The 13,076-nt window shown below is 43.1% G+C and carries 10 protein-coding genes; 5 read left to right on the forward strand and 5 right to left on the reverse strand.

The window, feature by feature from the left end:
- Positions 1–57 precede the first annotated feature (57 nt).
- From WS42_RS05515 to WS42_RS05530, 4 genes are all read left to right on the forward strand, one after another.
- A complete protein-coding gene (locus WS42_RS05515) occupies positions 58–1,371 on the forward strand; it encodes a DUF5690 family protein (RefSeq protein ID WP_046402766.1) in 1,314 nt (437 codons plus the stop codon).
- A 40-nt stretch (positions 1,372–1,411) separates the two neighbouring features.
- Entirely contained in the window at positions 1,412–2,197 is a 786-nt protein-coding gene (phnX, locus tag WS42_RS05520) for a phosphonoacetaldehyde hydrolase (RefSeq protein ID WP_046402763.1), read from the forward strand.
- A gap of 7 nt (positions 2,198–2,204) precedes the next feature.
- Positions 2,205–3,299, forward strand: coding sequence for a 2-aminoethylphosphonate--pyruvate transaminase (gene phnW / locus WS42_RS05525; protein ID WP_046402761.1), 1,095 nt, complete (start codon positions 2,205–2,207; stop codon positions 3,297–3,299).
- 90 nt (positions 3,300–3,389) lie between these two features.
- Positions 3,390–3,860 (forward strand): CYTH domain-containing protein, encoded by a 471-nt coding sequence (locus WS42_RS05530; protein ID WP_022160350.1) that lies wholly within the window; start codon positions 3,390–3,392, stop codon positions 3,858–3,860.
- Between the two features lie 101 nt (positions 3,861–3,961).
- On the opposite strand, the gene WS42_RS05535 is transcribed toward WS42_RS05530, so the two are convergent.
- Positions 3,962–4,726 (reverse strand): CDGSH iron-sulfur domain-containing protein, encoded by a 765-nt coding sequence (locus WS42_RS05535; RefSeq protein WP_046450826.1) that lies wholly within the window; start codon positions 4,724–4,726, stop codon positions 3,962–3,964.
- 191 nt (positions 4,727–4,917) lie between these two features.
- On the opposite strand from WS42_RS05535, the gene WS42_RS05540 reads away from it, so the two are divergent.
- Positions 4,918–5,694 (forward strand): hypothetical protein, encoded by a 777-nt coding sequence (locus WS42_RS05540; RefSeq protein ID WP_046402756.1) that lies wholly within the window; start codon positions 4,918–4,920, stop codon positions 5,692–5,694.
- 52 nt (positions 5,695–5,746) lie between these two features.
- Here WS42_RS05540 and WS42_RS05545 read toward each other — a convergent pair whose 3' ends face one another.
- Genes WS42_RS05545 through WS42_RS05560 form a run of 4 tightly spaced genes read right to left on the reverse strand, consistent with a single transcriptional unit; the run spans position 5,747 to position 13,031 of the window.
- Complete coding sequence (locus tag WS42_RS05545) at positions 5,747–6,934, reverse strand: TlpA disulfide reductase family protein (protein ID WP_022160353.1); 1,188 nt, start codon at positions 6,932–6,934, stop codon at positions 5,747–5,749.
- Positions 6,935–6,938: 4 nt separating this feature from the next.
- Positions 6,939–8,126, reverse strand: a complete 1,188-nt coding sequence (locus tag WS42_RS15365; protein WP_013613212.1) for a TlpA disulfide reductase family protein — start codon at positions 8,124–8,126, stop codon at positions 6,939–6,941.
- A gap of 10 nt (positions 8,127–8,136) precedes the next feature.
- Positions 8,137–9,573 (reverse strand): RagB/SusD family nutrient uptake outer membrane protein, encoded by a 1,437-nt coding sequence (locus tag WS42_RS05555; protein WP_013613213.1) that lies wholly within the window; start codon positions 9,571–9,573, stop codon positions 8,137–8,139.
- 17 nt (positions 9,574–9,590) lie between these two features.
- On the reverse strand, positions 9,591–13,031 hold the full coding sequence (locus WS42_RS05560) for a TonB-dependent receptor (RefSeq protein ID WP_046450827.1): 3,441 nt from the start codon (positions 13,029–13,031) through the stop codon (positions 9,591–9,593).
- Positions 13,032–13,076: the final 45 nt, after the last annotated feature.

The following is a 13,076-nucleotide window of genomic DNA, read 5'->3' on the forward strand; positions in this document are numbered from 1 at the left end:
TTTTTAATGTCGGCGTAACATTGGGTTCATAGCTTTGTCACAGTTAAAGACAAGGCTATGAATTTTTCTTTTATCCGGGATCGTAGATCATTTTCAGATTTTATTTTTATTCTGTGGGCAGGAGGAGCGGCCCTGCTTTCTTATTCGTTAGTATATGCATTGCGTAAACCTTTTACGGCTGCTACATTTGATGGGCTGAGTATTTGGGGAATGGATTATAAGGTTGTAGTGACTATTACTCAGATTTTAGGTTATTTGTTGGCCAAGTTTATCGGCATTAAATTGATTTCTGAGTTAAAGGGACAACATCGTTTAAAATTTATTTTGGGGGCGATTGTTTTAGCTGAGTTGGCTTTAGTCGGTTTTGCTATCCTGCCGTCTCCGGGTAATATCTTTGCTATGTTTTTTAATGGGCTGGCTTTGGGATGTATGTGGGGAGTGATTTTCAGTTTTATAGAAGGGCGGCGGGTAACGGATATGCTAGCCAGTTTATTGGGGATTAGCATGGTGATTAGTTCAGGTGCAGCGAAATCCCTGGGATTGTTTGTGATGGACCATTGGCAGGTCAGTGAGTTTTGGATGCCTGCCCTGATCGGTGGTTGTGCTTTGCCATGCCTGGCTTTATTGGGATATGTGTTGCAATCTCTGCCAAAACCTTCCGAAGAAGACAGGGCTTTGAAAGCAGAGCGGATGACTTTGGATGGAAGGCAACGCTGGGCTTTATTCAAAAATTATATGCCTTTTCTCTCTATTATTTTAGTCGCTAATTTTTTGTTGGTGGCTTTACGGGATATAAAGGAAGATTTTCTGGTGAAAATATTTGATGTTGCGGGGAGTGGTTATTCTTCATGGATATTCGCTCAATTGGACAGTATCGTTACTTTGATTATCTTGATTATCTTCGGATTAATGGTTTTTGTCCGTAATAATATGCGGGTTTTATTGATTTTATTGAGTTTGGTGATTTTGGGCATGCTGACCATGTCTTTTATTTCGTTGAGATATGAGGCATTGCAACTAAGTCCGGTAGTTTGGTTATTTATTCAAAGTCTCTGTTTGTATCTTGCTTATTTGTGTTTTCAGACTATTTTCTTTGATCGTTTTATAGCTTGTTTCCGTATCCGGGGGAATGTCGGTTTTTTTATTGTATTGATTGATTTCATCGGTTATTTAGGAACGGTGATTGTCTTAGCCATAAAGGAATTTTTAAATCCGGATATCAATTGGTTATCGTTTTATAACCAATTGGCGGGTTATGTGGGTTTGGGATGCAGTGTATTATTTGTCGGTGCTTGGGTTTATCTGTACCGGCGGGCAAAACGAAGAGCGTCTGAAAAGGTGATGCCTCTGGAAACTGCTCATGCTTATTGATTGGTTTTATTCTAATTACAGTAATATTTGATTTAAGGACATGAAAAAAGTTAGTTGTGTCATTATGGATTGGGCCGGAACGGCTGTCGATTTTGGGTGTTTTGCTCCATTGAATGCTTTTTTGAAGGTGTTTCAGGAGCAGGGAGTGACGATCACTTACCGGCAAGCCCGTGAACCGATGGGATTATTAAAGATTGAACATATAAAGGCTATTTTGAAAATGCCTGAAGTGAGTGAAAGGTTTCGTACAGCACATGGACGGGAATGGAATCAGAATGATGTCGCAATCATGTATCAGAGTTTTGAGAAACATTTGTTTGCTTCACTTCAGGATTTTACGACTCCTGTTCCGGGAGTTATAGAGACAATGGAACAATTACGTCGTGAAGGGATCCGTATTGGTTCAACGACAGGGTATACCGACGCTATGATGAAAATTGTACAACCCGGAGCTGCTGCTCAGGGATATACTGTAGATTGTCTGGTAACTCCGGATCATTTGCCTGCCGGACGCCCGGCTCCTTATATGATTTACCGGAACATGACAGAGCTGGCGATTCCTTCTGTTGACGAGGTGGTTAAAGTTGGAGATACTATCGCCGATATCCGGGAAGGATTGAATGCAAAAGTATGTTCTGTCGGAGTAATTACAGGTAGTAATGAGTTGGGGTTGACCGAGGAGGAATACAAAACTATGCCTGAACCGGAGTTATATACTTTGAAACAAGAGGTCAGAGAGCGGATGATGGCAGCCGGTGCACATTATGTGCTGGATAATATCCGTGAATTGCCGGACCTGATACATAATTTAATGAATAAAAAATAATAGGTGTATGAGAAATTATTTACTGTTGACCCCTGGACCGTTGAGTACTTCTGAGACGGTGAAAGAAGCCATGTTACAGGATTGGTGTACCTGGGATAAAGATTACAATGAAGGAATAGTTACTGTGATCCGGAAAGAATTGCTGGAGGTGGCAGGACTGGATGAGAAGGAATATACAACTGTGTTGCTACAAGGAAGTGGGACTTATGGCGTAGAGGCAACTTTGGGAGCTGTCGTGAAACCTACCGACAGGTTACTGATTATAGCGAATGGTGCTTATGGCAAACGGATGGCGGCCATTGCTGATTATTATAAACTGGATTATGTCATGGTGGCTTTGAAAGAAACGGAGCTGATTACCCCTGCAATCGTGGAGGAGGCTTTGAAAAATCATCCTGGAATCAGCCATTTGTCTTTGGTCCATAGTGAAACAACGACGGGTTTATTGAATCCGATTGAAGAAATTGCAGAGGTGTTGCGTGGACGCGGGATCACCTGGATCGTTGATGCCATGAGTAGTTTTGGAGGGATTCCTATCGATATGAAAAAACTGGGTATTGATTTTCTGGTTAGTAGTGCCAATAAGTGTATACAGGGAGTTCCGGGCTTTACCTTTGTTCTCGCTTCACGGGAAAAATTGCTGAAATGCAAAGGAGTTGCCCGTTCTTTGTCCCTGGATATTTATGCCCAATGGGAAGAAATGGAAAAAGGGCATGGAAAATGGCGGTTTACCTCACCGACTCACGTTGTACGGGCATTTTTTCAAGCTTTGAAAGAGTTGAAAGCAGAGGGAGGTATAGAAGCCCGTTACCGCCGTTATTGCCGGAATCATGAGGTATTAGTGGAAGGAATGCGGGCTATTGGTTTTTCCACCTTGCTGGAACCGGAAAAGCAGTCTCCGATTATTACTTCTTTTCTTTATCCGGAGCCGGGTTTTTCGTTTACAGAGTTTTATGGGTTGCTGAAACAACAGGGTTTTGTCATTTATCCCGGAAAGGTTTCGGATGCTGATACATTCCGGATTGGTACTATTGGAGATGTATTCCCGGAGGATTTTGAAAGATTGACACAAGCTGTTGCGGCTATCAGACAGGTAAATTAAACAGGGCTGCCCGGACAAGTTTGACTTTTTTTAGTTTTTTGGCTGTTTAAGTGTTTCTTTTGCTTTAATTTTGTTGTAAAAGAAATCAATATGCCACAAGAGATAGAAAGAAAGTTTTTGGTCCGGGGAGACTTTAAAGCATATGCTTACCAATCCTTTCGGATTGTACAGGGCTATTTGTCCTCCGTACCGGAAAGGACGGTCAGGATACGGGTGAAAGGTGAACAGGGCTATCTTACTGTAAAAGGTAAAAGTGATGTTCATGGAGTTACCCGCTATGAATGGGAAAAAGAGATTGCCAGGGAAGATGCAGAAGAACTCCTGAAATTGTGCGAGCCTGGGGTGGTTGACAAAATTCGTTATTTAGTGAAAGTAGGGGGGCATATTTTCGAGGTAGACGAGTTTCTGGGGGAGAATAAAGGGTTATTGCTGGCTGAAGTTGAATTAAAGCAGGAGGATGAGCTTTTTGAAAAGCCGGAATGGTTGGGAGAAGAAGTGACCGGAGATCTGCGTTATTATAATGTAAGGCTGGCACACCGGCCCTATCGGAGTTGGAAATAATTCTGAATTTATGCATGCTTAACAGTTTGAGAAGTTCGGTTGTTCCATTGTCTGAAACTCTGATTGAGACAATAGAGTAACCGAACGATTTGAATCTGTATTTATTTCATTTTTTCTTCTGATTCGGTACTGAGGGGCAGGTGGTCCTGGAAGTGGACCGTAACATGGGTTCCGTCGCAATAGGGTTTATTAGCGGATGCTCCGCAACGGCATAGGGTGACCCGGTTGCGTTGTTCGTATTCGGTGCCGTCAGGTCCATTCACAGGAATACCTCCTTTGACCCAGAGCGGGCCACTACATTCTTCCTGTGGGTCTTCGATCAGGCCTAAAGCCGGTTTTAAGGGAGGCTCATAAAATTTTTCCTCTTCTTTGTCCCAGAGTTTTAACCGGCCGGAGGGGCAGTACATGCTTTCGTGTACGGCCAGATCATGGGCTTCGGGGTTACCGGAATCTTCCGTCAACTGCCAAACCGTTCCTCTGGCCATACAAAAACGGGCATGTACACAATATTCGGTGTTGTCGGCCAACTGGACTCCGGGACCGTCATACAGATCGGCATTCTCTAAAAGAGGGATATTGCCGGCAGTTAGCGTCGGATCCCAATCGGCATGGTGATGGGAACCGTCGCAATACGGATGATTTTTGGACTGACCACAGCGGCATAAAGCAGTGGGTTCGTTGTCGGTCGGGTATTTATGCCCTTTGGCATATTCCCAGGGGATTTGTTCTTTATTTAAAACGAAGATCTCTTGTTGAAGAGGGGGATTTCCATATACCAGATAGGGGCCGTCTACTGTAATTTCAAGGTGATATTTCGGGTCAGGAGTAGGTGTACCCGGTTCGATTTTACGAGTGTTTTTTTCCATAATTAAACGTTTTAATGATACTTGTTATACTTAAATTCGGATGGAAAGTTCCGGGTTGGCTGAGAGAATTTTCATCGGTATAAGTTTTGGAATAGAATTTGTTATAAGTGTATTGTTTGGTTTATTAAAATATTTTACTTAATTTTACATAAAATATGAAATTCCTTTTGAAGGAATAAGTTGTGAGAGTTATGAAAATATTTAAATCGTTGTTATACAGTGTTTTAATTTTTGTTTTAATAGGTTCTTTGGGAGCTTGTTCGGAGGAGTGTGGCTACGATTCTCATGCAGGTTATCAGTTAGGTAAACAAAATTTCGATTATTTGGAAGGTAATATGGCTTCTATTTTGTCGTTTTGGGATCTTGCTTTGAGAATGAACACCTATTTGACGGCTTTGGATGAGGAAGGAGAAGACCGGGCAGAAGAACTTTTCCCGGAATATCGTCTTCAGCAAGTGAATGAACACGAATGGGTCGGATGGAAGGGACAGGATTCGGTTTTTAAGATTGTAACAGACGATCTGGCATTAACCACTGAAACAGCTCACTGGGAAATTGTGGGCTACCGGGCTCCGTATGAGGGACAGATTACCGTTTTGTGTTCCGGTTTAAGAACCTGGGTGTTTCAGGTTTCCGCTTTGCAAAACCGGAAATGGATATCCGATGCCAGTCTGAAAATTAATTATAACGGAGAACAAACACCCCGGAATTTTAACGATGGAGATTGGATTGTTTCCGGTGTGGGGAAGAGTATGACCGATGAGGAAGAAATACTGAATTTTGAAATTGCAGAATCGCTGATCCGTTATGCAGAGAGTCATTATCTTTTTGATAAAGGACTATTGTATCTGCGGTTGAAAAATAGGTTCTCTCCGAAAGAAGAGATTGTTAAGGCCGAGATGAAACCACTTCCGGGAAGTGACCGCTCTCTGAAAATCACCTATAAAGGAGAGGTTTATTCTTATTGATGGTTACGGAGGTTACCCCCGGCAACATCGGTGGCCGGGGGAATAGGTAAAGTCAGTATAGTTCCTGTAATACAGCATCCAAGGCGGCTCCCCGCATTTCGGTTTTAAAGATACGGCCTTCTTTATCGAGAAGGATACAGGTGGGGACTCCTGTGATATTGTATTTTTGGGCGACAGGTCCGTTAAAACCGTTGGGATCACACAGTTGCTTCCAAACCATTTTTTCTTCTTTCATCGCCTTGTCCCAGTCGGTTTTCTTTTCGTCGATAGAAATACTGATGATTTCAAAGCCTTTGTCTTTATACTCCTGATATACATGACGAAGGTGTGGAATCTCGCCCCGGCAGGGACCACACCAGGATGCCCAGAATTCCAGCATCACATATTTTCCTTCGGGTACACAGGAAGAAAGCTTGACCATTTTCCCTTCCGGATTCATCAGTTCGATATCCTGATATTTTTCGCCGATAGCCATCGTTTTGGCTTTGTCAGCTATGGTTTTGAAGTTTTCGGCCATTGGGGGAATATTCGCCCAGGCTTTGGTGATGAGTGCAGTCAATTGTTCGAGCTGAGGGACGGTTAAATTGACGTACATGCCTTGTAGGAATTGAAGGGCTAAATCATATCCTACTATGCTTTCGGGATGTTCTTCGATAAATTTCCATTGGGCGATGTTTAATTTCTTGTTGATCTCGTTTTCTTGTTTGATTAACGCGATTCCCTCTTCTGTATTGAATATGCCGTCCATTGCCGGCCGATGATATACTTCCAGATACTTTTCATTTATGGTTCCGGATTGTTTTCTGAGATCGGCGATACTTTTCAAATACCGGTCGTACAGATCCTGGGAGGCGGAGCCCTTTACTACCGGATCTTTCCGGAAGGTTTCATCGCTCCAATAATAAGTACGCAGGCTGTCGACGTGACCGGAATAACTGATAACCGAATTTTCCAGGTAAAACCGGCTGGCTAACATTTGGGACGGGTCATCCTGGCCGGTTTTGTCGATGATTAATTGATACATACCGGGACGGTCGACTTTACCTTTCAATTGGAACCTGCCGTTTTTAATAACCGTGCTGTCGATGGTGACCGGAGGATAGACGGCTTCGTTTACTAACTGTACTTTCATGCCTTCACTGTTTCCCCCGATGTTACCGTTGAGGATATAACCGTCATATTTAGTTTGGCAAGCGACTAAACTACTGCTGCATAAAAAAGCTAAAAATATTTTTTTCATCGTATTAAGGAATTAATTGTTCTAATGCGGCGTCCAGGTATGCGCCCCGCATATTGGTTTTGAATATTTTACCTTCTTTGTCCAACAGAATACAATGGGGTACTCCGGTCACATTATATACTTGTATTGCCGGTCCGTTTTCTCCTTGCGGATCATTTAATTGTATCCAGGGCATCTTTTCTTCTTTCATGGCTTTTTGCCAATCTTTATTCTTTTGATCGATCGAGACACTGATGATCTCGAATCCTTTGTCTTTGTAATTCTGGTAGACGTGTTTCAGATGAGGAATTTCACCCCGGCAGGGGCCGCACCAGGATGCCCAGAATTCGAGCATCACATATTTTCCGGTTGGAAGGCATTCGGATAATTTTACTTTTTTCCCTTCCGGATCGGTGAGTTCGATGTCTTGAAACGGGGCTCCTATAGCGATTTTTTTGGCCATCTCTGCTTTTTCCTTGAATTCGGTCATACGGGGACAATTTCCCCAAACCCCGGAAAGTGTATTTTGCAGATCTTCGATCTGACCGGAGGTTAAGTCGATCTCTCCGAGCAGGAAATAACCGGCTTGATCGAGAGCCACTACAGAAGCCGGATTTTGTTTGATAAATCGGATCGTGGCCTGAATGATCTGCCGATCCAGTTCGGAGATCCGGCGGGCCAGGCGAATGCCCTCCTCGGTATTGAAGATGTTGTCTAATGCCGGACGGTGATATTGCTCGAGGTATTCGCCGTCTGCCTGATTTCTGGCTTTACTCAGTTCTTGGATAGAAGTTTTGAATGACTGATACAGATCTTCTGTCTCCGAACCCTGGATTATCATCTTACCTTTACGTTCCGGATTCCAGTAATAAGTGGGTAAAGTATGGATATCTCCCTGGAAAGTGATATCCGAATTTTCCAAATAGAAATTGCCGGCCAACCAGTTGGCTTCCGAGGATTTTTTCCCTACGGGAGTCGTATCGATGATCCAACGATAAAAGCCGGGTGCCGGAATTTCCCCGGTCAATTCGAAACAATGATCTTTAATGACCGTTGTTGCAATTGTTTGAGGAGGATAGCTATTATCCAACAGTTTGAAAACCATCCCTTCACATGGGCCTTGGATAGAGCCGGTGATGTGAAAAGATTTATTTTGTGCCTGGCAATACTGAATTGCCAGAACAAGGAATAGCACAGTTAACAGATTTTTCATTTTTGGGGATTTAAGGGTTTTCGATGAGTAAGTTGTTACCTGCTTTGGCCGATTGCGGGATGGGTAGGATCAATTGTTTATCCGACTTTATATTCGGGCGTATGGTGGTGATGTCTAAATCGCCGTGTTTATAATACCTGATCATGTCGTACCACTCTTCTTGGTTTTCAAAAAGCAGGTCGATCCATTTGTGCTGGCGGATCATTTCTAAAAGCTGGTTGTCAGGAATAGTACTCACGTCATATACTCCCGGGACATGGGCATCCAAAACGGTTTGCAGACTGGTACGGGCTGCCGCAAGATGATTGCCTCCCTGCCGGGCTTCCGCTTCTGCATGGATATAATATACTTCTCCCAAACGCAGGAAGTAGTAGGTATTGCTCTTGCCGTCATCATTGGTACTGTGAGGATATTTCCCGTTTTTGAAAGAAGTTGTGATGACGTCCGGTGTAAGAAACGGGGCGGCAAAACGGGGATCGTAACCTTCTCCTGTTTCTTTGTTCCCTGGAGTGGGATCCATCGCATCGGCTATTTTTTGAGAATAAGAACTATAAGTTGTCCGGTCTAAAATGAAACTACATTGTTCTTCATAGTTGGAGACATAAGGAGCGAACAGCACTTCAGGAGAATCGAACATATCGCTGAAGATACTCATAAAGTCAACCAGCCCGTATCCGTAGTTGCCGGCTGTTTGAATCACTTCATCGGCCAGTAGGGCTGCATTTACGTAATCTCCTTTACTTAGTAATACTTTTGCTTTCAGGGCTTGTGCGGTTGTTTTTCCGGCCTGCGCATGAGTGGGCGTATAATTACTCATAGGCATGTCCGGAGCATATAATATAGCTGAATCGAGATCCGATTCGATAAATTTATAGCTTTCAGCTACAGTCGAGCGGGCCTTTGCTAACGGTTCCCGGTAAGGTTTGTCGGACAGGACGATACCATATGGAGAATCGGTATCGTAAAATTGCCCGAAATAGCGTAACAACATAAAGTGAGCCATGGCCCGGTTGAAATAGCCTTCGCCTAATATTTCCATACGTCTCGCAGGGTCCAGGTCTTTTACCGTATTGTTTTCCAAAAATTCGATCATAAAGTTGGCCGCGTTGATTACATCATATAAATTATTATAGACATTTCCGATGATACTATTGTCTTCCAGTACATTGTTGTCGGTGAAACCGGTTTCTCCTGCCAATCCACCACTACCCGAGAGTGCTAATGAACCGGCGAGCAGGCCGATATGGCTTCGGAAGTTACAAAGACTCATGGCCCTCCATTGGGTATATACCCCGCGTAACACCTGTTCTGCACTCTGGGCATTCCGTATTGCGGTTTGGTCTTCCAGTTTATAATAAGGTTTTACTTTATCTACGTCTCCCATCAGGTCACATGCCCAAATCAATACAGAGAGAAATAAGGTAGAAATAATATATGTTGTTTTCATAGTATGAGATTTTATCGTTAAAATTCAACTTTAACACCTAAGGTAAATGTTTTACTCAATGGATAGGGATCTTCATTCAGGGTCATCTGTGAAGTAGTGAAACTACTGATCAGTTCCGGATCGATACCCGGCCATTGGGTCACGGTCCAGATATTAGAGCCGCTGACAAATAACATGGCCGATTGTACATTGATTTTCTTCAGGAAATTCTGTGGTAAATTATAAGAGAAAGTAATATTCTTTAAGCGTAAATACGATGTTTCGTAAATGTAACGATCGGAGAAACGAGAGTTTTTGGAAGGATCGGTATAAACCAGACGTGCATAACGAGCATCGGGATTTTCGGGACTCCAGGTTTTCCCATAGAGTTCGGGATAGATGTTATTTCCAATATACCCATACATATCGCTCATCATATTATAAACAGCAGCTTTAGCTCCTTGGGAGAATTGGAAAACGAACGACAAATTGAAATTTTTGTAATTGACCGAATTGAAAAATCCTCCGAAGAATTTAGGCTGAGGAGTAGCAATAACTTCCCGGTCTTTACTGTCGATATAACCGTTCCCATCCAGGTCCTTGTATTTGAAGTCACCCATACCGGTCGACTTTTCCTGGTAATAATTCGCTCCACGAGCTACGGCTGTTTTATTTAGAGTAACTACTTCATCGTCGTTTTGGAATATTTTTTCGACGATATATCCTTTTAAAACGCCGGCAGGCTGACCTTCTATATAGGTATCGACATCGTTACTGGAAAGCTCGGCTCCATTGAGTTTTTCGATTTTGTTCCGGTTCAGGGCTATATTGAATTTCGAGGTCCAGGTCCAGTCGGCTGTACGGATAATATCCCCGCCGATTTCAATCTCAACGCCTTTGTTGGAGAGGTCGATTAAGTTGGACGTATAGGAAGTGGAACCTGATTCGAGCGGATAGGGGGAAGGAGCCAATGCACCTTTGGTGTAACGATAGTATCCGTCGATGCTACCGAACAGGCGGTGGTTGAAGAAAGCGTAATCTAATCCACCGTTGAATTCGGATGTCCTTTCCCATTTGATATCCGGATTAGGTAATAAACCGGGAGTCAGAGTCGATTGTCCTATATAAGGATTGCCTTTTTCATAAAATTGTCTGTAGACGAAATCGTTGATGTTGGTAGAACCGGTTTGTCCCCAACTGAAACGTAATTTCAGATCGTCGACTTTTTCTGCATCGGCCATGAAATTTTCGCTGCTCATCCGCCATCCCAGGGATATAGAAGGGAAATAACCTCTTTGATTACCGGGGCCGAATTTGGAAGAGGCATCAGAACGGAAATTGATTTCTGCCAGATATTTGTCGAGATAATTATAGCTGGCACGGGCATAAATGGAATTGAGGGCACTTTTGGACTTTGCGTCTCCGATGCAGTGTGTTTCTGTTGCAGACCCCGCATTATTCAGGACTTCATCATCCGGGAAGCCCATGTAGTAATGCGAAGTATATTCACTAAAAGAACGGTCCCAACCATAGCCGACCATAAAACTGAAATAATGGTCTTCTATCTGGAAATTATAGTCGGCCCTGAAGTTGATCGAAGTATTGGCGGCTTTGCTGCGGTCGTCCTGAAGGGTGGACATGCCTCCGCCTCCCCAATCGTCTTGGGCGACCAGCGGGTTGTAATTACTATACTGATCCTGAAACATAGAGATATTGATATCTCCTCTGATTTTCAAACCGTTGAAGATTTTGTATTCCAGATAACTGTTTCCCAGGAATTGATAAGATTCTTTTTTGTTTTTATTTTGCCGGTTTGCGACTGGATTGGCTAAACCTACGGGGAAACCCCAGGTCAGAGTTCCGTCGATGCGGTATAATTCTCCCGTTTCATCGTATACGGGTACATCGGGTCTGACATTCCATTCTCGGGTAATACCCATTTCTTCGCCTGCAGCTCCGCTATGGCGTTTGGTCATTGTATAACCCAGGGCTGCTCCTACTTTGAAGCGTTTCGAGACATCCGAGTCAAAGGACAGACGACTGTTGTAACGTTGCATATCGTCGTTGATAAACAAACCTTCCTGGTCGATTGCATTGAAAGAAAAGGAGTAATTGGATAATTTTCCACCTCCGCGGATAGCCAGATTATACATGTGAGTCAGTGCATTCTTATTATTGGTCTCATCTACCCAATTGGTATTTTCTTCACCGAAAGCCTCGTCTTTTAATCCGTCGAATATCATATTTCCGTAATTATCATAGGAAGTATTGGCCATATAATCGATTGCAGGATAGATTTGGCCGTATATGATATTATCGTCTGTGATTTGTGCTTTGTTGATGGCTCCGAGTGTATTTTTAATGATTAATTCCTGGAGATTTTTAAATTTAGTTGTGTTTAATGGTTTGAATTTTTTAATTTGGTTACCGACACTCAAGGTATATCCCAGACTGATTTTCATTTGTTCGTTGCGGTGACCGTCCTTGGTTTTGATGATGACTACTCCGTTGGCTCCTCTGGAACCATAAATAGCTGTTGCGGCAGCGTCTTTCAATACGTCGATACTTTCGATGTCGTTGGGGGAAAGAGTTGAAAGCGGATTCAGCATATTCAGGCTGCGCTCGACAAAGAAAGGTACACCGTCGACGACATACAAGGGTTCATTATTGTTTTGCGATTTTAACGGGGAAGTGATTCCCCGGATGTTTAAAGTTGCTTTGGCACCTGGTTCTCCTGAGTTTTGATTGACCAATACCCCCTTCACTGCTCCACCTAGCATGTTGTCGAAAGTCGTGGCTCCGTTGGCATATTTTTCCAGGTCTTTCGCTTTGACCGACGATACGGAACTGGTCAGGTTTCTTGCCGACTTGCTTCCGTAACCGATAACTACAACGTCTTGCAATTCAACCTGATCTTCTTCCATGACGACATTATGACGGACATCTTCCGTTGCCGGAAAGTTATAGGTGACTTTTTTCATTCCGATAAAAGAATAGACGATTTCCACCGCATTACCTTTGAGGATGGCAAGCTGATAGTTACCATTGATATCGGAAGAAGTACCAATGTCCGAGTTACCGATGAAGACCGTTACTCCCGGTAAAACATTTCCGTTTTTGTCCTTGATATTACCGGAAAGTTTCACTCTTTCCTGTTTGACTTGAGGAAGATCGCCTACCGGACGAGGGGTGATATAAATAACGTCGCTTTCATAAGCACACTGATAAGGCGTGTTTTTGAAGATATGGTCTAAAATTTCGTCTACTTGCTTCTGTTGGGCGTTAACGTCAAAGCGTTTTAGTTGGGCGACATCCTGTTCGTTATAAACGAACCGCAACCCGGTTTGTTTCCAGATTTCCTGTAATAGCGTATTGACGTCACATTGCTTTAAATTCAAAGTGACGACTTGCTTTTGAGAGTATCCGGAAGCAAAACCTCCCAAGGTGAATACCAGCATAAAAATTGAGAATAACTTCATAATCCTGACAATTTTTAATCTTTTTAAGTCCGAAAGGACAAAGAT

The sequence above is a fragment of the Odoribacter sp. N54.MGS-14 genome (assembly GCF_000980295.1).
GTDB classification, from domain to species: domain Bacteria; phylum Bacteroidota; class Bacteroidia; order Bacteroidales; family Marinifilaceae; genus Odoribacter; species Odoribacter splanchnicus.